Raw genomic sequence first — 22,666 nt, 5'->3', positions numbered from 1 at the left:
TCTGTTATCTGTTCTGAGCTGCCTGCCCGCCGGGCAAACAGCCTTAAAATCCGCTGAGTTTGCGATCTCTCCGCCACTCTTCTGGGGTGTATGCCTTGATGGACAAAGCATGAATGCGGTTGTCTGCGATGTATTCCATCAGCGGCGCATAGACAGCCTGCTGCTTTTTGACCCGGCTCATGGTGGCGAACAGTTCACCCACGACGATCACCTGAAAGTGACTGCCATCGCCAGTAACATGCGCTTCTTCCAATGCCAATGCTTTCATCAGCACGTCTTTAATTTCGCTATTTTCCATAGTATCCAGTTCTGTATCGGGGGCTGATGTTAATCACTTGAGGCTGTGCCCTATCTTAGTGGAATCCGGCCCTTTCTTAAACTAAAGAAAAAGCCCCTGGGCAACAGGGGCTTTTCGCACTCAGCCAGCCGATATTCAGGCTAACTGTCGGTTTCAACAGGCATTATCGCTTGCAGATTGTAGAGTGTAATCAGCGTTTGTAACCGTTCGGTCACACCGGTAATTTTTATCTCAATCCCCTGCTGGCTTCGTTGTTCACGTAAATGCAGCAACAATGCCAGGCCAGAAGAGTCAACGCGCTGCAATTGCGCAACGTCAATGGTGGTTTTATCCGCCAGCAATGTCTCACGTTGCTGCCACAGCGGCAGTAACGTTTCGCGATCAAGCTCACCGCGCAGCACCAGCGTCTGCTGCTGTGAAGCCCAGCTCAATGCTTCGGCCATCAGTTTTTCTGATCCAGAGTGATCGGCTGCTTCGCCGCCGCTTGCAGCTGTTGGGTCAAGCCCTCCACCCCTTTGAGGCGCAGAGTCGATGCCCACTCATTCTGTTTGGTGGTGATCATGCTGACACCTTCGGCAATCATGTCATAGGCCTGCCAGTTGCCTGTTTTACTGTTTTTACGCCATTGGAAGTCCAGACGCACTGGCGGGCGGCCCCCGTTATCAATGATGGTCACGCGGATCGCGATGATATCGGCACTGCCCAGCGGCTGCTCTGGCTCAATCTGATAGGTCTGGCCGTGGTACATGGCCAGCGCCTGACCATAAGCCTGCTCCAGATAAGCCTGGAAAGCGGTGAAATAGGCTTCACGCTGCGCCGGAGTCGCCTCTTTGTAATAACGGCCCAACACCAGGGCACCGGCGTATTTCACCTGAACAAACGGCATCAGTTCTTCATGCACGATGGTACGCAGATAGTTGGGATCCTGCTTGATTCTTGGCTGCTCGGCTTTCAGACGCGTGAACGTTTTATCAGCGGCGTCCTTCATCAGGCTGTAGGGATTGGTCTGATCAACCGCATTGGCCAGCGGCGCAACCACCAGCAGAGCCACCATCAGTAAACGTTTAAACATGCAGGCTTCCTCTATTAATGACTTGGAGCGGTATGTGGAACAGCATCCGTTGCTGGAGCTGCGGCGGTATCACCCGATTTATCCGCGCTATCCTGGCCGCCGCTCTTGTACAGGAACTGGCCGATCAAATCTTCCAGAACCATGGCTGATTTCGTGTCCTGAAGGGTCCCACCGTCTTTCAGGATAGCGGTGCCCATCTCGGGATCTTCAAAACCGACGTTCAATGCCAGATACTGCTCCCCCAACAGGCCGGAGGTGCGGATAGCCAGCGAACTGGTATCTGGGATATTGTTGTATTTATCCTGAATATCCAGTGCAACACGCGGCGTGTAAGTTTTCGGATCGAGGGAAATTTCGGCCACCCGGCCAATCATCACCCCACCAATCTTCACTGGAGAACGCGCTTTCAAACCGCCGATATTATCGAAGGTGGCGTAAATACGGTAAGTCGGTTCATTACCGATCGATTTAATATTCGCTACCTGGAGGCAGAGGAAGACGACGGCGCACAGCGCAATCAGCATGAACGCCCCAACCCAGATTTCACTCTTCTTCGTTTGCATCGAATCAATTCCCAAACATCAGTGCAGTCAGCACAAAATCCAATCCCAACACCGCCAGTGACGAATGTACCACGGTCCTTGTTGTCGCACGGCTAATGCCTTCGGAAGTCGGCACCGCGTCATAGCCGTTGAAAATTGCAATCCAGCTAACAGTAATGGCAAACACCACGCTTTTGATCAGGCAGTTAAGTAAATCCTTGCGCCATTCAACCGCCCCTTGCATTGCCGACCAGAAGAAACCGCTATCGATCCCTTTCCAATCCACGCCAACCACCGAACCGCCCCAGATACCGACGGCAACGAAAATAATCGTCAGCAGCGGCATGCTGATAAGGCCGGCCCAGAAACGTGGGGCAACAATACGCCGCAGCGGATCGACGGCCATCATTTCCAGACTGGATATCTGCTCGGTGGCCTTCATCAGGCCAATCTCGGCGGTCAGGGCTGAACCGGCACGCCCGGCAAACAGCAGCGCGGTAACGACCGGCCCCAGTTCACGCAACAACGATAATGCCACCATCATGCCCAGGCTGGCTTCCGCGCTGTAGGTGGTCAGGACAATGTACCCTTGCAGCCCCAGCACCATACCGATAAACACGCCTGAAACCATGATGATCAGCAGCGACTGCACACCAACGCTGTACAGCTGTTTGATCAGCAGCGGCCATTGCCTGCGCGGCTCCGGGCGGCCAACCAGCGCGTGGAACAGCATCAGTCCAGCGCGCCCAAAAGAAGCGCTGGTATTGATGCCACGGCGCCCTAAAGACGCTAACGCCTGTAAAAACATGTAGTTATTTACTCCCTTCCCCTAAAAGCTCCGTCTGATAATCGCTGGCAGGGTAACGGAATGGCACCGGCCCATCAGCAATACCATCCAGAAACTGGCGCACGCGCGCATCAGGATTGTTCTGTAATTGCTGCGCGGATCCCTCGGCAATCACACGATGATCCGCCACAATATAGGCGTAATCCGCGATACTCAACACTTCCGGCACATCATGTGACACCACGATGCAGGTGATACCTAGCGCATGGTTCAGTTCATCAATCAACTTCACCAATACGCCCATGGTGATCGGATCCTGGCCAACGAAAGGTTCGTCGAACATGATCATCTCCGGATCCAGCGCAATAGCGCGCGCCAGAGCAGCACGCCTCGCCATCCCACCAGAGAGTTCGTTTGGCATCAGTTCTGCGGCACCACGCAGGCCCACAGCTTCCAGCTTCATCATCACCGTACTACGCAAGATAGGCTCCGGCAGGCGGCTATGCTCACGCAACGGGAAAGCCACGTTCTCAAATACCGTCAGATCGGTGAACAGCGCCCCCGACTGAAACAGCATGCTCATCTTTTTGCGTGACTCATACAACTGGTTGCGCGACAAGGCAGGGATATTGTCACCATCGAACCAGATCTCACCGCGATCTGGTGTCAATTGGCCGCCGATCAGGCGCAACAGCGTAGTTTTACCAATGCCGGAAGGCCCCATGATCGCCGTCACCTTGCCACGGGGAACCGTCAGATTGATGTCTTCGAATATCAGCCGACCACCGCGAGAGAAACTCATGCCGCGCACTTCGACCAGATTATCTGTCTTCTGATGCATGTTTGTTGATCCTGTACAGCTCATTTCTGACAAATCACCCTGTGTTGGTAAGGTAATAGGCGCAAGGCATCTTATTTTTACAGAAGCTTATCGTCAATTCGCTACCAATGATGCCATTGGTTTTACTTTTAGGCTCCGGACAGTCAAAATTAGGAAATAACGCAAAAAAATGAAACTGTTCGACTTTTAGCCGGGAAAATCCGTTGCTGCTGCACCTTGGTGCAATGAGCGGCAAACAAGATGGCCGATTACGGCATTCATACCCAAAATCATTGGCGTTGCAACTCACCACGCTGCAACTTCAAGGTAAGAAGGGTATAACCAACGAACCGGGATTATATACCTTAATAGATGGCAAGATGCAGGTAACAGTGCTGCAGCTTGGCAGACGACGAGTATACCCAATAAAGGACCCTGAATGTTTCTCGCGATAGTGCTGTTAGTCGTTGGTTTGTTTTTACTGGTATATGGGGCGGATAGGCTGGTTTATGGCGCAGCAGTGATCAGCCGCTCCCTGGGTGTCCCCCTCTGATCATAGGCATGACGATCGTCGGTATCGGCACTTCGTTACCGGAATTGATCGTTTCGGTCTCTGCCGCGCTGAATGGCCAAACCAACATGGCAGTGGGGAACGTTTTAGGCTCTAACATCACCAACATTTTACTGATCCTGGGGGTGGCCGCCCTGATCCACCCGCTGTCGGTCCGTTCCGGGGTCCTGCGGCGTGAACTACCGCTGATGCTGGCAGTCACAGTGCTGTGTGGCTTTGTGTTGATGGATAACACGTTGAGCCGCCTGGATGGGGTCGTCTTGTTGCTGGCGGCCACCGGGTTTATCCTGCTGATGTTGAAAATCGCCCGGCTGGCACAGCGAGAAGGCAGCGACAGCCTGACGGTGGAGCAACTCGCCGAACTGCCACAGGACAGCAGCAACACCGTAGCGATACTCTGGCTGGTGCTGGCCTTCATTATTCTGCCGCTTTCTTCGAAGATGATTATCGATAACGCCACGGTGATTGCTCATTACTTTGGCCTGAGTGAGCTGGTGGTGGGCCTGACGATTATTGCCATTGGCACCAGCCTGCCCGAACTGGCAACCTCCATCGCCGGAGCACTGAAAGGCGAAGATGATATGGCCGTAGGGAATATCATCGGATCAAACATTTTTAATACGGTTATTGTGCTGGGCGTTCCCGCTCTGCTGTCTCCGGGCAGTATCGATCCCGCCGCTTTCCAACGGGATTACTGGGTCCTGCTGGCGGCCAGTATCCTGCTAACCGCCCTGTGTATTGGCCGCACACATCGTATCGGCCATCTGGCGGGAGCTCTGTTATTATGTGGCTTTATTGCGTATCTTGCAGTGCTGTTCTTTAACACTTTCAGTACGTTCGGCTAACCGATGGGAATGAGTATGTCGACTATCCAGTTGCAACCGGGCTTTGATTATCAGCAGGCCGGCAAAGAAGTGCTACAGATTGAGCGCGAAGGCCTGGCCCAGCTCGATCAGTACATCAATGCAGATTTCACCCGAGCTTGTGAAGCCATCGCCGGATGCTGCGGTAAAGTCGTGGTCATGGGGATGGGCAAATCCGGCCATATCGGCTGTAAAATTGCCGCCACGCTGGCCAGTACCGGCACCCCGGCGTTCTTCGTGCATCCGGCGGAGGCCAGCCATGGCGATTTGGGGATGGTTTCTGCACAAGACATCGTGCTGGCGATCTCCAACTCCGGCGAGTCCAACGAGATCCTGGCCCTGATCCCGGTGTTGAAACGCCAGCAGATCCCGATGATCTGCATGACCAATAATCCCGAAAGCTCGATGGGCAAAGCGGCAGAAGTCCATCTGTGTATCAAGATACCGCAGGAAGCCTGCCCGCTTGGCCTGGCCCCCACCACCAGCACCACGGCCACATTGGTCATGGGCGATGCACTGGCCGTCGCACTGCTGAGAGCCAGGGGGTTTACACCGGAAGATTTTGCCTTGTCACACCCAGGTGGAGCACTGGGCCGCCGCCTGCTGTTGCGCGTTAGTGATATCATGCACAGCGGTGACGAGATCCCCCACGTCAGCGCCGAAGCTTCCCTGCGCGATGCCCTGCTGGAGATCACCCGCAAAAACTTGGGCATGACGGTGATCTGCGACGATCTGATGAAGATCGCCGGTATCTTTACCGATGGTGACTTACGCCGGGTATTCGATATGGGTATCGATCTCAATAACGCTAAAATCACCGATGTCATGACGCTGGGCGGTATTCGGGTGCGCCCTAACATGCTGGCAGTTGATGCGCTCAATCTTATGCAGCAACGCCACATCACCGTGGTGCTGGTTGCTGATGGCGACCAATTGCTGGGTGTGGTACATATGCATGACATGCTGCGTGCCGGTGTCGTTTAAGCTTTCAGGCTATTTTACTTGCCAATTTGGCATTGAGCTGTGCTCGCAACCAAAACTGGCTACGACAATAACGCCTGATTTGTTAAACATCTGAGGAAAGTGAATGAGTCTGGTTGAAACCTGCTACGGGCCGGTACCTGAAGACGTAATGGCACGAGCCAGGAAAATCCGCCTGCTGATTTGTGATGTCGACGGCGTGCTGTCAGACGGCCTGATCTACATGGGCAATAACGGCGAAGAGCTGAAAGCCTTCAACGTGCGCGATGGCTATGGCATTCGCTGTCTGAAAACTTCGGGTATCGAAGTTGCCATCATCACCGGTCGCTCGGCCAAATTATTGGAAGACAGGGCAAAAACCCTCGATATCACCCATCTGTATCAAGGCCAGTCCGATAAGCTTTTGGCCTTCCGCGAACTGTTAGATAAACTGTCTCTAAGCGCGGACGAAATAGCCTACATCGGTGACGATCTGATCGATTGGCCGGTGATGGCCGAAGTCGGTCTGGCCGTGGCGGTGGCTGATGCGCACCCGCTGCTGTTGCCGCGAGCCCATTATGTCACCCGCATTGCGGGTGGCCGTGGCGCAGTTCGTGAGCTGTGCGACCTTATTCTCTTGGCTCAAAACAAGCTGGAGGACGCCAAAGGGCTGTCGATATGAGTAAAACCAAACTTTGGATCACCGTCGTTTTGATGGTGATCGTGCTGGCGTTGATCGGCTGGAATATGACCGACTTTGGCGATGACGACAGCTCGGTACCGATCAATAATGAGGACCCGACCTATCAGAGCCAGCATACCGTCACCATCGTTTACAGCCCAACCGGTAAGTTGAACTACAAGCTGGTGGCAGAAGAGGTGAAGTATTACGCCGCCGATGAGTTAAGCTGGTTCACCCAGCCGGTAATGACGCTGTTTGATGAAAATGCCGTGGCCACATGGTCAGTGCGTGCCGATCGCGCCAAGTTGACCAAAGATCGCATGCTTTATCTGTATGGGCACGTTGAGGTGAACAGTTTGACGACCACCTCGCAGCTGGAAAAAATCAAAACAGAAAATGCTCAGGTTAATCTGATCACCCAGGATGTCTCTTCCGATGATGAAGTGACCCTGTTCGGGACGAATTTTACCTCTAACGGCATGAAAATGCGTGGCAATCTGCGGAACAAAACCGCTGAGCTGATTGATAAGGTCAAGACCAACTATGAAATTCAAAACCAAAAAACAACTCCGTAATCTGTTGATCGTCAGCCTCGTTTTGACCGCCAGCAGCCCGGCCCTGGCGCTGAAATCCGACTCTGACCAACCGGTGAGCATCAACTCGCTGAAACAGTCGCTGGATATGCAAAGCAACGTCAGCACCTTTACCGACGAGGTGGTGATCAAGCAGGGCACCATCGAGATCAAAGCCGATAAAGTGGTGGTTACCCGCCCAGGTGGCGATCAGAATAAAACCTATATTGAAGCCTTCGGCAATCCGGTAACCTTCTACCAGATGCAGGACAACGGCAAGCCGGTGAAAGGCCACGCGCAGAAAGTACGTTACGACGTCGCTACGCAGTTGGTTACGCTCACGGGTAATGCCTACCTGGAGCAGCTCGACAGCAACGTGCAGGGCGACCGTATCACCTATCTGGTGCAGCAGCAGCAGATGCAGGCGTTCAGCGATAAAGGCAAACGCGTGACTACGGTTCTGGTGCCATCACAGTTGCAAGACAAAAACGGTCAAAAGAAGAGTAACTAAACACTTATGGCAACACTCATCGCAGAAAACCTGGCGAAAGCCTATAAAGGCCGCAAAGTCGTTGAAGACGTGAGCCTTAACGTGAAATCGGGCGAAATCGTCGGCCTGCTGGGACCAAACGGGGCCGGTAAGACCACCACGTTTTACATGGTTGTCGGTATCGTTCAGCGCGATGCCGGGCGCATTGTTATCGATGAAGAAGATATCAGTATCCTGCCGCTGCACGCTCGTGCTCGCCGTGGCATCGGCTACCTGCCGCAGGAAGCATCAATCTTCCGTCGCTTGAGTGTTTACGACAACCTTATGGCAGTGCTGGAAATTCGCCCGGATCTCACCAGCGAACAGCGTGACGATCGTGCGGTTGAGCTGATGGAGGAGTTTCACATCTCCCATCTGCGAGACAACCTGGGCCAGTCGCTCTCCGGCGGGGAACGCCGCCGCGTGGAGATTGCCCGTGCACTCGCCGCCAATCCGAAATTTATCCTGCTGGATGAGCCCTTCGCCGGGGTTGACCCGATTTCTGTTATCGATATCAAAAAGATTATCGAACACCTGCGTGACAGCGGTCTTGGCGTACTGATCACCGACCATAACGTGCGTGAGACGCTGGACGTCTGTGAACGCGCCTATATCGTCAGCCAGGGCAAACTGATCGCACACGGTACGCCGGATGCTATTTTGGCCGATGAGCAGGTGAAACGCGTTTATCTGGGCGAAGAATTCCGCCTCTAAGCTCCAGCGGCGTGCCAATTGGCAATCCGTTAACGGAAGTAAACACAAGATATGAAGCAAGGTTTGCAACTCCGGCTCAGCCAACAGCTGGCCATGACTCCCCAACTCCAACAGGCGATACGCCTGTTGCAGCTGTCCACGCTTGAGCTCCAGCAGGAGATCCAACTGGCGTTAGAGAGCAACCCGCTGCTTGAACAGTCTGAAGACCAGCACGAAGAGATCGAGGCAAAAGAGAGTACCGATACTGAAGGGCTGGATACCCGCGAAGCGTTGGAACAAAAGGACATGCCTGAAGAGCTGCCCCTGGATGCGACCTGGGATGAGATCTACACCGCAGGCACGCCTTCCGGCACCGGTACTGACTACGGCGATGACGAACTCCCGGTCTATCAGGGTGAAACGACGCAAACGCTGCAAGATTACCTGATGTGGCAAGTGGATCTGACGCCGTTTTCCGACACTGACGTGGCCATTGCCACCTCGATCGTCGATGCCGTGGACGATACCGGCTATCTCACCGTACCGCTGGAAGATATTCTGGAAAGTATGGGCGACGAGAATGTGACCATGGAAGAAGTTGAAGCGGTTTTAAAGCGCGTGCAGCGTTTTGATCCCGTCGGCGTTGCTGCCCGCGATCTGCGGGACTGCCTGCTGATCCAGCTTTCTCAATATGCCAAAGAGACACCTTATCTGGCCGAGGCCCGCCTGATTGTCAGCGAGCATCTGGATTTGCTGGCCAACCACGACTTTCGCAGCCTGATGCGAACAACTCGGTTAAAAGAAGATACACTGAAAGAAGCGATGGAGTTGATCCAATCGCTCGATCCTCGCCCTGGGCAATCGATCAATACCGGTGAGTCAGAGTATGTCATACCGGATGTTCTGGTACGCAAGGTGCAGGATAAGTGGACGGTGGAGCTAAATGCAGACAGCATCCCGCGCCTGAAAATAAACCAGCAATACGCAGCCCTCGGCAACAGTGTACGCAATGATGCCGACGGCCAGTTTATCCGGAGCAATCTGCAGGAAGCGAAGTGGCTGATTAAAAGTCTGGAAAGCCGAAATGACACTCTGCTCAAGGTGACCCGCTGCATTGTCGAGCAGCAGGAAGCGTTCTTTGAGCAAGGGGAAGAGTTTATGAAACCCATGGTTCTGGCAGATATCGCCCAGGCCGTGGAGATGCATGAATCGACAATCTCGCGCGTCACTACGCAGAAATTCCTGCACAGCCCGCGTGGTATTTTCGAATTGAAGTATTTCTTCTCCAGCCATGTGAATACCGATAGCGGTGGCGAAGCCTCCTCTACGGCGATCCGGGCGTTAGTGAAGAAACTTATCGCGGCTGAAAACCCCGCGAAGCCGCTTAGCGACAGCAAGCTGGCTACCCTGCTTTCCGATCAGGGGATCATGGTAGCGCGGCGTACCGTTGCCAAGTACCGAGAGTCTTTGTCCATCCCGCCGTCTAACCAGCGTAAACAGTTGGTTTGACCTCAATAGAGAAGGAAGACATTATGCAGCTCAACATTACCGGACACCACATCGAAATCACCGAACCAATGCGCGAGTTCGTCAACAACAAGTTTGCCAAACTCGAACAGTATTTTGACCGCATTAATCAGGTGTATGTCGTACTAAGTGTGGAAAAAGTGCAGCAGATTGCTGAAGCAACGGTGCATGTGAATGGAGGCGAGTTGCACGCCACCTCGGAAAAAGAAGATATGTATGCCGCAATAGACTGCCTGATCGACAAACTGGCTCGTCAATTGAACAAACATAAAGACAAACTAAAACAACACTGACATTCTGGGCCTTCACCCCATGTGGTTATGGCCCTTACCGTAGTCTACTTGGCTACACGGCAACCATCGGCGCGTCACCTGGATGGGTACGCGCCGTTAAGCCATCAGGGTTAAACAGGCGAAAAACCGTGCTATAAACGTTACCAGTGCCGGTCTGCAACCGACCGTAAAGGTAGCTGAATAAGACGGTTTAAGTGAAGATGAGATGAACAACGAAATAATGCAATTAAGCTCGGTGTTAAACATCGAGTGCACCAGAAGCTCGGTACACTGCACCAGCAAGAAACGGGCTTTGGAAATTATCAGTGAACTGGCAGCTAAACAGCTTAATCTGCCTTCGCAGGTGGTGTTTGACGCCGTTCTCACCCGGGAGCGCATGGGCAGTACCGGTATCGGCAGCGGTATCGCAATCCCGCACGGGAAATTGGAAGAAGATACCCTGCGAGCCGTTGGCGTGTTTATCCGTCTTGATCAACCTATCGCCTTTGATGCCATTGATAACCAACCGGTCGATCTGCTTTTCGCATTGCTGGTACCGGCAGATCAATGTAAAACTCATTTGCATACGCTGTCGCTGGTTGCCAAACGGCTGGCCGACAAAACCGTTTGCCGCCGCCTGCGTTCAGCGCAAAGCGACGAAGAGCTGTATCAAATTATCACCGAGTAACCATTCGCTGGCGTGACTTCCAGCGATGAAAACGCTACTGTTTTACTTATGATATCTCCGGGTTACGGCCTGGGTAATAGAGACTCTAACAGTGGCGATAAACGCCATTAAGATGCCAGGGGAGTTACCACATGGTGCTGATGATTGTCAGCGGCCGTTCCGGTTCAGGGAAATCCGTCGCCTTACGGGCGTTGGAAGACATGGGTTTTTACTGCGTTGATAACCTGCCCGTGGTGCTGCTGCCGCAGCTTGCCCAGACGCTGGCTGAACGCAATAGCTCCGCCGCGGTAAGCATCGACGTACGTAACATGCCGGAATCGCCGGAAGTGTTTGAATATGCAATGACCCAGTTGCCGGAGAGCTTCTCGCCGCAGTTGTTGTTCCTCGACGCCGATCGAAACACGCTGATCCGCCGTTACAGTGACACCCGGCGTCTGCATCCTCTCTCCGCTAAAAACCTGTCGCTGGAAAGTGCGATTGATGAAGAAAGCGATCTGCTGGAGCCGCTACGTTCACGCGCCGATCTGATCATCGACACTTCAGAGATGTCGGTACATGAGCTGGCTGAAATGCTGCGTACTCGCCTGTTGGGCAAACGCGAGCGCGAACTGACCATGGTGTTCGAATCCTTCGGCTTCAAACACGGTATCCCTATCGATGCCGACTACGTGTTCGACGTACGTTTTCTGCCAAACCCGCACTGGGATCCCAAACTGCGTCCAATGACCGGCCTGGATAAACCCGTTGCTTCGTTCCTAGATCGCCACACCGAAGTGCATAACTTCATCTATCAGACCCGTAGCTACCTGGAACAATGGCTGCCGATGCTGGAAACCAACAACCGCAGCTATTTAACCGTAGCCATTGGTTGTACTGGCGGTAAGCACCGTTCGGTTTACGTGGCAGAGCAGTTGGCAGACTATTTCCGTTCGCGCGGCAAGAACGTGCAGTCACGCCACCGTACGTTGGAAAAACGTAAACAATGACGGTCAGACAGACGGTAGAAATCAAGAACAAGCTGGGTATGCATGCGCGCCCAGCGATGAAGCTGTTTGAGTTGGTGCAAAGTTTTGACGCCGAAGTGCTGCTGCGAAATGACAGCGGCACCGAAGCGGAAGCCAGCAGCGTGATTGCGCTGCTGATGCTGGATTCCGCCCAAGGCCGCCAGATCGAAATTGAAGCCACCGGACCAGAAGAACAGCAGGCGCTGGTGGCGGTCATCGAACTGTTTAATTCAGGGTTCGACGAAGACTAACGTCAGCCTTCTACTATCGCCAGATAATGCTTCACAAAGCGATCCGAGGTAATTTCCCAGCGCACGGGCGTCCCTTTCTCGACAAACCAGGAATCCCCAGCCTGATACTGTGTTGATTCACCGGTATTCTCATTGGTCAGCGTCACGCTGCCTTCCCACACGGTGGCATGCTCGGTAAAGGGGTATTCCATAACGAAAGTGCCACGGGTACAGCTGAATACGCCGCAGTTCAGGTTATCCGTCGGCGCGCCAAAAATCATCGCGACACCAACGTCAGGCTCACCCGCAACAACCGTCGCCCCCAGATTGCTGACGCTGCCAATCTGTTGCAGCTCAGGTAGCGCTTGCTTAAGCAGTAATGGTTTCATGGTATTTTCCTTTTAGATTGGTGGTAAACGTTTCCCTCCCTCTATCCTTCCGGGAGAGGAGGAAACCACAATTGCTGGACTAACGGCGGCCTTTCCAGTACCCAGAAGTCTGGTGCCAGACCTTGCCTGCGGTGGTCATTACGCGGCGCAGATTTTCTTTGCCAAAAATATTAACGTGCGGGATCGAGCTCATCAGATCGTAACGATCGGACCCTTCACTCATTCCTTCAGCCAGCACCTTGCAAACGATATGGCTTGGCGTTACGCCAAAGCCGGAATAACCCTGCACATAAAATACGTTATTGTGCTGCGGCAACGTGCCGATTTGCGGGAACAGGTTGGCGCTACAGCACAGCGGCCCGCCCCAGGCCAGGTCGATCTTCACGTCTTTCAGATACGGGAAGACTTTCAGCATCAGGTTGCGGTTCCAGGCTTTCAGATCCGCTGGAATATATTCGATCAGTCGGGTAGCGCTGCCGAACAGCAGGCGGTTTTCGTTGGTGACACGGTAATAATCGATCACCGGGCGGATATCACTGTAAGCGCCACGGATTGGGCTTATCTGGTTAATCAGCTCATCGGACAGCGGCTCGGTAGCCAGTTGGAAGGCGTAGGTATTGATGGTCTTTTTATATATATAAGGATCCAGACCGTTGAGGAAACCGTTGCACGCCCACAGCATCTTATTGGCACGCACCGAGCCCATAGCGGTGCGCACGGTTATGCGCGATCCATATTCCACATCCAGGACGTTACTGTTCTCGAAGATCTTCACCCCATAGCTGCTCAGCGCCTGCGCTTCACCCAGCAGCAGATTGAGCGAATGAACATGACCGCCGCCCATGTGCTTCAAGGCGCAGGTATAGGCGTCAGAACCGACGACCTGCTTTACCTCTGAACCGGTATAAAGCTCGATATCCTCCTCAGGCGATACGGCCTTGAACTCTTTGAGCCAGCTACGCAAGGTCTTTTCTTGGCGAGCATTGCTGCCCAGGTAGCCATAGCCGAAGCAGAAATCGGCATCGATTTGGTATTTTTTGATGCGCTCGCGGATGATCCCTGCCCCAAGGTTACTGATCTTGAAGAGGGTTTCTAGACCGGCTGGCCCGACGTGGCGTTTGATCTTTTCCAGATCGTGACCGATCCCGGCCATCACCTGCCCGCCATTGCGGCCTGTCCCGCCGTAGCCCAGATAGCGGCCTTCCAGAATCGCGATATTGGTGATGCCTTGTTCCGCCAGTTCCAGCGCAGTGTTGATACCGGAGAAGCCACCACCGATAATCACCACATCAACATCCAGATCCTCTTCCAGCGTCGGGAAGCGCAGATCGTATTTCTTGGTCGCTGCGTAGTAGGTTAATGATTCGATTTCATTGTTCATTACTGCACTCCCGTTTCCCAATGCCGTAGTCTCGATTATCAGGAAAGTGAGTGCGGGCGACTATGTCCCCTTAGGGACATTTGCAACAGTTTTTTAACATTATGCCGTGCGGCGCAGGGGCGCATTCAGGAACAGGCTGAACAGCTCGGCCTGAGAGCCAATATTCAACTTGCCGTAAATATTCTTGCGGTGATTTTTTACCGTTCCCAGGCTGATAAATAGCCGTTCTGCTACCTGCTGTGAACCATTGCCGGCCAGAACCAGATCGACAATTTCGCGCTCACGCGGAGTCAGTGCATAACGCGCCTGAGCGGCGCTATCCCCCGGAGGAGCGCTGGGTACAGAAACCTCCGCCACCACGACTTCGCCATGCAGGCGCACTACGCTTTTTACCAGCTTCAGCGCATCACGCAAATCGGCCAGATGGGGGAAACATACGCCAACCGTCTGCCGTGCAGAACCGAAAAATACCCCTATTCCCCGCGCCGGGGTCAGTTGCAGCAAGACACCCGCTTCGTCACGCCAGCCGGTTTTACGGTAAAAATTCCGATAGTAATCCGTCTGGTAAAAACCGCAGGGAGCCAACTGGCGCAAAGTAAACACATCGCCATGACCGCCGCCGTTCAGCGTCTGGTAAAAGGGATCTTCCAGATAAGCACCCTGCTGATAAATCTGGTTTACCGCGTCACTGTTTTCTCTTTCGGTTTTCAGCAGGCAGCGCGGGGCTTCCCCGTGTTCAAAGGCATAAACAATGGCACTATCGAAGGCAAAGAACCCTTCCAGATAAACCAACAGATTGGCATAGAATTGGCGGGTAGCCACTGCATCAATCACCGCCGATAGTTTTTCGACCTGAATACCCATTCCCGCCCCGAAATCATTAATAAATTAACAATCAGTTTATCCCAGGCTGCACTCGGCAAAATGGGAGCCATAGGCTATAAAAAGCATCCAACCAATAAGAAAGCAAGGGCGAAATTGTTTACATGTTAAACAAATCACAAGTTCGCCAGTTTGGCTTCGCGCCTGCTCATAACGAGGTAGTTAATATATTAACAATTTCGGGTTAGTGTAACGAAAAGCATTGGTTCGCATCTGTTGGCTGAATTATGCTGGGGCTCTCAAGCTTATGTGCACCAAGGAGAGAACATGACCCCGAGCCTGATGATCGCTAACCGGCAAACCTGGTTTGGTAATGGCACTATCCAGCGGCTGATCCCTCTGCTGCAGGCCGAACCTCAGACTACGCTACTGTTCACCTGTCGATCCTTCCTTAATGGTGCCATCTATGCTTCATTGGCTGGCGCATTAACCCCACTGTTGGCTGGCTGTGAGGTTGTCTCCCATGAAGCGTCCCCACAGGAAATCGATCTCTGGGTAGAGCGCTGGCGTGGCAAGGTGCAAAGGGTGGTGGCAATCGGCGGTGGCAGCGTGTTGGATGCCGCCAAGGCGTTCGCCGCTCTGGTTGAGCACCCGCTGCCGGCCATACGCTATATGGAGAAAGTGGGTGACAGCCAGATCAGCGGCGCTACGCTACCGTTGATCGCCATCCCCACCACCGCGGGCACCGGCAGCGAGGTGACGCAAAACGCGGTGATCACCGATACCCAGGTTACCAAGGTGAAAGCCTCTTTGCGGCACCCTAACTTTGTCCCACAGACGGCGATCCTTGACCCCGAGCTGCTGAAAGGGGTGCCGGATAACATACTGGCCTATTGCGCCATCGATGCGTTCACCCATCTGTTTGAATCTTATCTGTCTAACGCCTCCAGCAGCCTGTCCCGAGAGATGTCGTTGACCGGCATTCGCCATTTCCTCAATGCCTGGCCTGCGCTGAAACACAGCGATAATGCCCGCGAAGCTATCATGCAGGCTTCCTATCTGGGTGGGCTGACGCTAAGTATCGCAGGCCTGGGCGTGATCCACGGAATAGCTGGCGAAGTCGGTGCGCTGCGTGATTACCACCACGGGCAGATTTGTGGTCGTCTGTTGCTGCCATTCCTTGAACTGCTTGATGATAGCGTTCATCCGCTACAGCGAGCGTTGATGGCAGAGCTTGCCCAGCGGTTGTTCCCAGATGTGCAGGACAGCCCGGAGCGCCATTTGATTGACTTTATTACCCGCAATGCCGTCGCACCTTTCTGGCAGGATGAACTTCCCCTCACCCATCAGGAACGGGCAATCGTGCTGGAGAAGTCCAACAGCAAGAACTCGTGGCTTACCTATTCGCTAGAACAGCGGCAATTACTGATCGATGGGGCGTTCTTGATAGAATGATAATATAATCAGATCAATAGAATAGCGGGGGGAATGAAAATGAGCTTTGTCGATTGGATATTAGCTGGCGTGGCCTTGGGCCTGATTATCGGTGCGGTGATCAAGATATTCGGCAAAAAGAAAGAGAAGTAATTAACGGCTTTCCCCTCTCGCCCGAGAGGGGAAACGATTAAATCCGGCTCAGACAATCCAGGGCAACCGCTTTAAAGCTGTCGAAATTATCGCTGCCCAGCAGGCGGGTCATCGAACGTTCGCGTACAAAGGTAACGAACAGATCGTAGATCGCCATCGCCTCTTCGTAATCGCTTTTGCTGATCGCCAGCAAAAAAATAACGTGCGCTACCTCCCCTTCCCCCACGCAATACCCTGAGGAGCCAGTAACGTGACCACGACGGTCTTTTTCGCCAGCAGGCCAAGTGAGTGCGGTAACGCGATCCCTTCCCCCAACAGAGTGGAGACGATCGCTTCACGCTCGACCACGGAAGGATAGAAATCCTCACCCACGTAACCTTCCTGCTCCAACTGAGTGCAAACCTTCTTGAACAGCTGCTCTTGCGTCAGTGGTTGGTTGACTACCATGAAATGGCTGGCGTCGAAGAACTTTTCCAGCATGTAAGGCTTGGTGCGGTCCACCAGCACCAACTTACCCAACTGTTCCAATTGATATTCGGTCGGGAACGGCGACATCACCACAATGGGTTTGTTCTTCTCGCTGATACGCGCATTGGAAATAATAAAATCCTCTTCGATGCTTTCGAGGATCTCATAATCACGTAGCGAAACGATGCGTGTCATCACCAGTTGTGGATACTTGCGTGCGATTTGTGCCTGGATCATCCGTACCGTGGAGTTGCCGGTATCGCACACCAGCATCACCTGCGGGTGGCGTTCATAACCAATGTTGTAGTGCCGCTCCAGGCCAACCCCAATGTGCAACACCAAATAACCGATTTCGTTCTCGCTCAGGGTATATGGCGTGTGTTTGCCCCAACTGGAGACCGCCGCCAGCGTCACATCATAGGCCATCGGATAATGCTGTTTGATATTTGCCAACAGCGGGTTGGGGATATTGATCTGGTATTTCACCCTGGTGATCATGGTCTTGATATGGGTGAGCAGATCGGCCCGCAGCTGCTTATCGCCCTGCAGGTTGTAGTTATAGTGCGAGTTGATGTAAGACAGGATGTAATCCACCAACGCCTCTTCATCATCGGCGTTGATTTTAGTCGGCTGCACGTTTTGTACCCGGCGTGCGGCAATATTGACCCGTAGATAGGCCTCTTCTGCCGACGAAATCTCTTTCCCCGCCGCCTTGCGTAATTCGCCAGCCAGCCAGGTCGAGGCTTTGCGCACCGCATCGTCACCGTCTTCCACATCGAAATCCTGTAACGGATAACCATCGGTGATACGCCGCAGCGCTACCGCACAATAGAAGATCAGGTATTGCTCACCTTCGTCGGTCAGGCGGATGGCGTACTGCGAAAGCAACGGATGCAGCAACCCGGCAAAGGTCGCCACCTGGGGCTGATGCAGGATGTCATTGTTCAACAGTGGGTTTTCCGCATCGGCCAGATGCAGCTGAAACAGCAGATCGGTCAGGCAGGCGCGGATCGCCATCTCCGAGCCAAACAGCTTCATACCGTAACGCGGTTTGGTTTCAATGGTCAGTTGGTAATGTGCCAGGCGCTCTCTCACCTCAGCCATGTCGTTTTGCAGCGTACCGCGGCTAACAAACCATTCATCGGCCAGATCTTCCAGCTTCATAGAGAAGGCTGAGGTCAAAAAACGAATCAATAGGTAATGCACCCGCTCCTGCGCACTGCGCGGCGTGGCATGTTTTTTACGTTCCTGGTGCTGTAGCGCGCTGAACAGTGTTTCATCATCCACTTGCAAGCGATAACCGGCACCGCGGCTATGCACAAACTGCGCGCCATAACTTTCCAGTATGTCGTTCAGCGCGGTAATATCCGCACGTACCGTTCGGGTAGACACGGCAAAACGCTTCGCCAATTCGTCCTGCGGTAACGTCTCGGACTGCAAAGCATCAAACAGGTATGCCAAACGTGGGTAGGGGAATCTTACCATTCTTTTTCCGTTATCATTATGCCCGCCAGGCCGCGCCAGACGGGCAACAGGTTACTTCGCAACAGGCAGAAATACCATTTGCGAAGGGCTACCCACCGGGGTATAGCCTTCAACAAAGCTTAGCTTACCGCTGTGCTTATCCACACTGAAACGGGTTACGTTATCGCTGCGCTGGTTCAGTGCATACAGATAACGGCCGCTCGGATCCAACGTGATGGTGCGCGGGTAGTCACCACGCGTCCAAATCTCAGCTACCGGCTGCAACTCACCTTCGTCGTTCACGCTAAATTGCGCAATGCTGTTATGTAACCGGTTGGCAACATACAGGTTTTTACCATCTTCGGCCAATGCAAGGCCAGCGGCAAAGTTGGTGCCCCGGTAATCGGCAGGCAAGCTTGAGACGGAGTGCAGCTGTTTAAGGGTCCCTTGCTGGTTGTCGAAGCGATAACTGGTCAGCGTCGAAGCCTCTTCATTAACCAGCAGGACGGTTTTCCCCCTGGATGGAACACAAAGTGGCGTGGCCCGGCCCCGGCGGATGAAGCGGCAATCCAAGGTGGATCGTTCGGGGTCAGCGTGCCGGTGCTGCCGTCAAAACGCCATTGGTAGATACGATCCAGCCCCAGATCGGTAGAAAAGACAAATTTCCCGCTCGGATCGCTGGCGATCATATGCGCATGCGGACCATTGTGATCGCTGATGGCAAAGCTCCCCTCCACCGCAGCGGCGGGTTTGCCTGCGCCAGCGGGACCTTCATCCTGCTGTACAGAACTGGCAGCGCCAAGCTTACCTTCGCTATCTACCGGGAACACCGCTACGCTGCCGCTGATGTAGTTGGCGACCAACAGATGGCGGCCATCCGGCGTCAGAGAAAGGTATACCGGCCCGGCACCTTGCGAATCCACCTGATTAAGCGGCTCCAGGTTACCGTCTTGCGGGTTTATGCGGTAAGCGACAATGCCACCATGCCTGGTACCGTTAAAATCCGCCACCTCGCTGGCCACGTATAGCGTCCGGCCTTGGGCATCTACCACCAACTGTGCCGGATTTGGCAGCTTGCTGACCAGCGTTTTACCGCTCAGCTCACCGCTTTTCGCATCGATTTTTACCCGGTAAACCCCCTCACCGTTCGGGTTATAGGTACCAATATAGGCAAAATGGGACGATGTGGGTTTCATTGTATCCTCAGCATGCAGCGCCGGGCTGGCAAAGGCCAGCAACGCCAGGGACAACGCGCTCCACAGTGGAGCCATGGGTAAAGTTGAAGCCTGCCAGTTTCGCATAGTTATCCTTTTAACAGATAGAGGGGCGCAACAGGTATCGCCCGCGATTGGAAAAGACGTTAACTCCTGAGCACGGTATACAACGCCCCTCACCCTGTTCCACAAGGAGAGGGTGAGGGGAAAAACAACGCCCGGCTAACCGGATTTAGCCCACCAGTTTTTTGGTCATCTCAAGCAAGGTTTTGACATCCTGCGGGCGGGTATTGCCACTGGCAGAATCAATGATGGAACTGTAGATATGCGGTATCACCTGCTTCACACCCGCTTTCAGCGCGATCTCGAGGATCGGTTCAAAGTTTTCCAGATCGATACCGCCGGTCGGTTCCAGCATAAAATCATGCTCAGCACAGGCCTTGGCCACATACTCGTACTCGTCCCGGTGCTTCAAGCCACCCATAGGGAAATATTTAATCGAGCTGCCTCCCATATCCTTCAGCAAGGCAATGGCGGTTTCTACCGGCACGATGCCGTCCGCAGCCAGGGCGCTCAGTGGCCCGGTGGAGATCTTCACCCAGCCCACGCGCCCAGTGGGTGATACCAGGCCATTAACCACGGTTTCGCTTTGCCCCAACAAGGCGCGGCTGGCACCTACGCCGGTAAATACCTGGTTCACATGCTGCGGTTGGACATGCTGTGAGATCAGGCTGACCATGTTCGACTGTTTTGGATCGCCAGCCCCCAGGCCAACGGAGAGTGCGTTCTCGATCAGACGTGCATAGCGCGCCATATCCGTTACCGCGCTTTCAACATCAGGGTAATTTTTTGAAAGAACGCCCACCAGCACATGCCCCTGTGCCGCATCATAAATTTGCTGCGCGTTATCTTTCGAACCGGCCAACACGTTCAGACAAACGCGATCTTTATAGTAATTAGGCTTCAGCTTCATGCTTGTTACTCCGTAAACAGATTTTTAATACAGGTAAAGACGGTCATCAGTTGCTGTTGGTTAACGCTGCGGACATCTACCTCGATCTTGCCTTCATTGGCCTTGTAGCCACGGAAATAGATGGCGATATCACCGGTTTTCAACCGCTGCACGATGTCGGCGGTCGACATCCCCAATACCGCTTCATCAAAGGTAATTTCTACGCGGGCAATATCGCGACCTGCGCTGTCCCAGACGGTTTTGGCGCTAATCCCATTCAGGGTATTAAGCTGAGTGATAAACGGCGTCATACGCTCCACCATCTGCGCACCCGTGGTTTTTTCCGCCGTCAGGTAGCTTTCAATCGCCTGTGCCAGGCCCAGAATACCCTCTTTACCCACTTTCATGGCGCGACCAATGCCGCTGGACTGCTGTTTCACCCATTCCACGTATTGCTTCTTGCCGATCACCAGTCCGCTGGTTGGCCCTTCGATAGCCTTGGCACCGCTGTAAATTACCAGGTCAGCGCCCATCTGGTAGTAGCACATCAGGTCTTCTTCGGCTGCGGCATCAACGATCAGCGGCAGATTATGCTTACGCGCCACCACCGCCGCCTGCTCCACAGAGAGAATGCTTTTTTGCACACAATGGTGGGATTTCACATACAGAATGGCTGCGGTCTGCGGGGTAATGCAGGCTTCAATCTGCTCTGCCGAGCATTCATTGGCATAGCCCGCCTCGACCACCTTGCCGCCACCAAGCGCCACCATGGTGTTGACTGGCGCACCAAAGTTAACGTTATGGCCACGAGGCAACACGATTTCGCGCGGCTCGTTGACCGGGGCCGAGTGCAGGTTAACCAACAGATTGGCGTTATCTTTGATGATGATCCCAGCCACTGACTGGGCAATACCGGCAGAGGCGCAGGACACCACCACCGCACCTTCCACATTCAGCAGGTCGGCAATATAGGCCCCGGTCTTATCCACCAGATCCTTGATTTCAAAATAATGATTCAGGCCGTAATTCACGACATCAACCACGTCCTGGCGTGGCGTAGAAACGCCTAAAGCGGTCATGCGACCAGAAGTATTGATAACCTGCTTTAAATTATATTTTTCATAGATTGAAGACATGAGCGGCTTTCCCTTCATCAGTTAATAGGACTTCCCCGGCCACTACGGCGGCCAGCGGCACCAGCAGTTGCTCTCCATTGACCGATTCCCCTTCAGAATCAGCAAACACCTGCGGCCCTTGGCGGATATCAAAAATAGTCAGGTCGGCATCAAAGCCGGGTTTCAGTTGCCCCTTGGTGGTCAGACGCAACGCCGCAGCGGCATTCTCCGTGACGCAGTCAATCACCTGCGTCAGAGAAAGCCCGACGGTAAAGAATTTAGACATCACCGTCGCCAGGCTGTGTACCGGGCCGGTCATGCGGTTACGGCAGTAGATGTCAGAACTGATGGTATGCGGGAAGACGCCCAATGCGATCGCCTGCCGGGCAACGTCGAAGCAGAAACTGGCAGAACCGTGGCCAACATCGAGCAGCACTCCGCGTTGTAACGCACGCTGGATCGACTCACGCAGCGTACCTGCTGGCGTCAGAATGCGGTTGGGCTTGCCGTTGTAACAATGGGTGATGATGTCGCCTTTGGTCAGCAGATCGGCGATCTCGTCCAAATCCGGTGGATTGTTGCCAATATGCACCATCAGCGGCAAATGGTGATTTTCCTGCTGGATTTCTTTCGCCAGTACCAGCGGCCTGGTGCCATTCAGGCCCACCACGCTACTGCTCATCCGCGCCTTGATGCCGATAACAAAACCCGCTTTGCCATCGATGGCCTTTTTAACCTCCTGCTTGTTGATATCCGCCATATCTGCCAGCTCATTCTGTCTTAACAGACCGATGCGGGAGATATTAAGAAAGGCAAACACGTTGGTTTTTGCACTTCGCGTCAAAGCATAGAATTGGTCAATGTCATCGGTGCCGGTACTGCCAGCATCGACTACCGAGGTCACTCCGCTGGCAACGCCCACCAGATCCGGTTCATCATGATAAATCGGTGAAGAGGGATAACAGTGTACGTGAGAGTCGATCCAGCCAGCGCTCAGGCGGTAGTTCCCCGCCAGATCCAGTTGCTTATGGGCACTGGCGTCTGCAGCCAGTTGCCCTAACGCGGCAATTTTTCCCGCCTCGATAGCCACATCGGCCAGGGTGCCGTCCACCAGTCTGGCGCGCCGGATGATTAGGTCATACATACTTCGCTACTCCTTTTCAA

General features: G+C 53.7%; 23 protein-coding genes and 3 pseudogenes. 12 read left to right on the top strand and 14 right to left on the bottom strand.

Going from position 1 to position 22,666, the window contains the following annotated elements; translation table 11 throughout:
* Positions 1-43: 43 nt before the first annotated feature.
* The 6 genes from ibaG to mlaF all read right to left on the bottom strand — a co-directional run bounded on the left by ibaG (position 44) and on the right by mlaF (position 3,540).
* Positions 44-298, bottom strand: a complete 255-nt coding sequence (ibaG, locus tag ACQ86O_RS08520) for a BolA family iron metabolism protein IbaG (RefSeq protein WP_431224873.1) — start codon at positions 296-298, stop codon at positions 44-46.
* A 140-nt stretch (positions 299-438) separates the two neighbouring features.
* Positions 439-741, bottom strand: coding sequence for a lipid asymmetry maintenance protein MlaB (gene mlaB, locus ACQ86O_RS08515; protein ID WP_431224872.1), 303 nt, complete (start codon positions 739-741; stop codon positions 439-441).
* On the bottom strand, positions 741-1,370 hold the full coding sequence (mlaC, locus tag ACQ86O_RS08510) for a phospholipid-binding protein MlaC (protein ID WP_431224871.1): 630 nt from the start codon (positions 1,368-1,370) through the stop codon (positions 741-743). The genes mlaB and mlaC overlap by 1 nt, the downstream gene beginning before the upstream one ends.
* Positions 1,371-1,384: 14 nt before the next feature.
* Positions 1,385-1,933 (bottom strand): outer membrane lipid asymmetry maintenance protein MlaD, encoded by a 549-nt coding sequence (mlaD, locus tag ACQ86O_RS08505; protein WP_431224870.1) that lies wholly within the window; start codon positions 1,931-1,933, stop codon positions 1,385-1,387.
* 4 nt (positions 1,934-1,937) lie between these two features.
* Positions 1,938-2,720 (bottom strand): lipid asymmetry maintenance ABC transporter permease subunit MlaE, encoded by a 783-nt coding sequence (mlaE, locus tag ACQ86O_RS08500; RefSeq protein WP_431224869.1) that lies wholly within the window; start codon positions 2,718-2,720, stop codon positions 1,938-1,940.
* Positions 2,721-2,724: 4 nt separating this feature from the next.
* A complete protein-coding gene (gene mlaF, locus ACQ86O_RS08495) occupies positions 2,725-3,540 on the bottom strand; it encodes a phospholipid ABC transporter ATP-binding protein MlaF (protein ID WP_431224868.1) in 816 nt (271 codons plus the stop codon).
* A 418-nt stretch (positions 3,541-3,958) separates the two neighbouring features.
* Here mlaF and ACQ86O_RS08490 point away from each other — a divergent pair.
* The 11 genes and pseudogenes from ACQ86O_RS08490 (at position 3,959) to npr (ending at position 12,131) form a co-directional block, all read left to right on the top strand.
* Positions 3,959-4,935 (top strand): annotated as a pseudogene (locus ACQ86O_RS08490) (calcium/sodium antiporter).
* 15 nt (positions 4,936-4,950) lie between these two features.
* Positions 4,951-5,937 (top strand): arabinose-5-phosphate isomerase KdsD, encoded by a 987-nt coding sequence (kdsD, locus tag ACQ86O_RS08485; RefSeq protein ID WP_431224867.1) that lies wholly within the window; start codon positions 4,951-4,953, stop codon positions 5,935-5,937.
* 103 nt (positions 5,938-6,040) lie between these two features.
* Positions 6,041-6,595, top strand: a complete 555-nt coding sequence (kdsC, locus tag ACQ86O_RS08480) for a 3-deoxy-manno-octulosonate-8-phosphatase KdsC (protein ID WP_431224866.1) — start codon at positions 6,041-6,043, stop codon at positions 6,593-6,595.
* Positions 6,592-7,170 carry an LPS export ABC transporter periplasmic protein LptC gene (gene lptC / locus ACQ86O_RS08475; RefSeq protein ID WP_431224865.1) on the top strand — a complete coding sequence of 193 codons (579 nt, stop codon included), beginning with the start codon at positions 6,592-6,594 and terminating at the stop codon, positions 7,168-7,170. Before kdsC ends, lptC begins: the two co-directional genes overlap by 4 nt.
* Complete coding sequence (lptA, locus tag ACQ86O_RS08470) at positions 7,139-7,678, top strand: lipopolysaccharide ABC transporter substrate-binding protein LptA (RefSeq protein WP_431224864.1); 540 nt, start codon at positions 7,139-7,141, stop codon at positions 7,676-7,678. Before lptC ends, lptA begins: the two co-directional genes overlap by 32 nt.
* 6 nt (positions 7,679-7,684) lie before the next feature.
* Positions 7,685-8,410, top strand: coding sequence for an LPS export ABC transporter ATP-binding protein (gene lptB, locus ACQ86O_RS08465; RefSeq protein ID WP_431224863.1), 726 nt, complete (start codon positions 7,685-7,687; stop codon positions 8,408-8,410).
* A gap of 51 nt (positions 8,411-8,461) precedes the next feature.
* The gene (rpoN, locus tag ACQ86O_RS08460; protein WP_431224862.1) at positions 8,462-9,898 is read left to right on the top strand and encodes an RNA polymerase factor sigma-54; all 1,437 of its coding nucleotides are present in this window, start codon (positions 8,462-8,464) and stop codon (positions 9,896-9,898) included.
* A gap of 23 nt (positions 9,899-9,921) precedes the next feature.
* Complete coding sequence (gene hpf / locus ACQ86O_RS08455) at positions 9,922-10,209, top strand: ribosome hibernation promoting factor (RefSeq protein ID WP_337262718.1); 288 nt, start codon at positions 9,922-9,924, stop codon at positions 10,207-10,209.
* 205 nt (positions 10,210-10,414) lie between these two features.
* Positions 10,415-10,876, top strand: a complete 462-nt coding sequence (ptsN, locus tag ACQ86O_RS08450) for a PTS IIA-like nitrogen regulatory protein PtsN (protein ID WP_431224861.1) — start codon at positions 10,415-10,417, stop codon at positions 10,874-10,876.
* 131 nt (positions 10,877-11,007) lie between these two features.
* The gene (gene rapZ, locus ACQ86O_RS08445) at positions 11,008-11,862 is read left to right on the top strand and encodes an RNase adapter RapZ (protein ID WP_431224860.1); all 855 of its coding nucleotides are present in this window, start codon (positions 11,008-11,010) and stop codon (positions 11,860-11,862) included.
* A complete protein-coding gene (npr, locus tag ACQ86O_RS08440) occupies positions 11,859-12,131 on the top strand; it encodes a PTS phosphocarrier protein NPr (RefSeq protein ID WP_431224859.1) in 273 nt (90 codons plus the stop codon). Before rapZ ends, npr begins: the two co-directional genes overlap by 4 nt.
* A 2-nt stretch (positions 12,132-12,133) precedes the next feature.
* On the opposite strand, the gene ACQ86O_RS08435 is transcribed toward npr, so the two are convergent.
* The 3 genes from ACQ86O_RS08435 to ACQ86O_RS08425 form a co-directional block, all read right to left on the bottom strand.
* Positions 12,134-12,499, bottom strand: coding sequence for a cupin domain-containing protein (locus ACQ86O_RS08435; RefSeq protein WP_431224858.1), 366 nt, complete (start codon positions 12,497-12,499; stop codon positions 12,134-12,136).
* Between the two features lie 79 nt (positions 12,500-12,578).
* The gene (locus ACQ86O_RS08430) at positions 12,579-13,880 is read right to left on the bottom strand and encodes an NAD(P)/FAD-dependent oxidoreductase (protein WP_431224857.1); all 1,302 of its coding nucleotides are present in this window, start codon (positions 13,878-13,880) and stop codon (positions 12,579-12,581) included.
* Positions 13,881-13,979: 99 nt separating this feature from the next.
* The gene (locus ACQ86O_RS08425) at positions 13,980-14,744 is read right to left on the bottom strand and encodes a response regulator transcription factor (RefSeq protein WP_431224856.1); all 765 of its coding nucleotides are present in this window, start codon (positions 14,742-14,744) and stop codon (positions 13,980-13,982) included.
* A gap of 285 nt (positions 14,745-15,029) precedes the next feature.
* On the opposite strand from ACQ86O_RS08425, the gene ACQ86O_RS08420 reads away from it, so the two are divergent.
* A complete protein-coding gene (locus tag ACQ86O_RS08420) occupies positions 15,030-16,157 on the top strand; it encodes an iron-containing alcohol dehydrogenase (protein ID WP_431224855.1) in 1,128 nt (375 codons plus the stop codon).
* 169 nt (positions 16,158-16,326) lie between these two features.
* On the opposite strand, the pseudogene ACQ86O_RS08415 reads toward ACQ86O_RS08420, so the two are convergent.
* From ACQ86O_RS08415 to ACQ86O_RS08395, 5 genes and pseudogenes are all read right to left on the bottom strand, one after another.
* Positions 16,327-18,242, bottom strand: a pseudogene (locus ACQ86O_RS08415) (BglG family transcription antiterminator).
* A gap of 51 nt (positions 18,243-18,293) precedes the next feature.
* Positions 18,294-19,522, bottom strand: a pseudogene (locus ACQ86O_RS08410) (lactonase family protein).
* A gap of 145 nt (positions 19,523-19,667) precedes the next feature.
* Entirely contained in the window at positions 19,668-20,408 is a 741-nt protein-coding gene (gene dagF, locus ACQ86O_RS08405; RefSeq protein WP_431224854.1) for a 2-dehydro-3-deoxy-phosphogluconate aldolase, read from the bottom strand.
* A 5-nt stretch (positions 20,409-20,413) separates the two neighbouring features.
* On the bottom strand, positions 20,414-21,523 hold the full coding sequence (locus ACQ86O_RS08400; protein WP_431224853.1) for a DgaE family pyridoxal phosphate-dependent ammonia lyase: 1,110 nt from the start codon (positions 21,521-21,523) through the stop codon (positions 20,414-20,416).
* On the bottom strand, positions 21,507-22,646 hold the full coding sequence (locus ACQ86O_RS08395) for an amidohydrolase/deacetylase family metallohydrolase (protein WP_431224852.1): 1,140 nt from the start codon (positions 22,644-22,646) through the stop codon (positions 21,507-21,509). Before ACQ86O_RS08395 ends, ACQ86O_RS08400 begins: the two co-directional genes overlap by 17 nt.
* Positions 22,647-22,666: the final 20 nt, after the last annotated feature.

Source organism: Serratia sp. L9, assembly GCF_050632285.1.
Classification (GTDB): domain Bacteria; phylum Pseudomonadota; class Gammaproteobacteria; order Enterobacterales; family Enterobacteriaceae; genus Chania.
The sequence above is the reverse complement of the archived record's forward strand: the minus strand, read 5'-3'. Positions and strand labels throughout refer to the sequence as shown.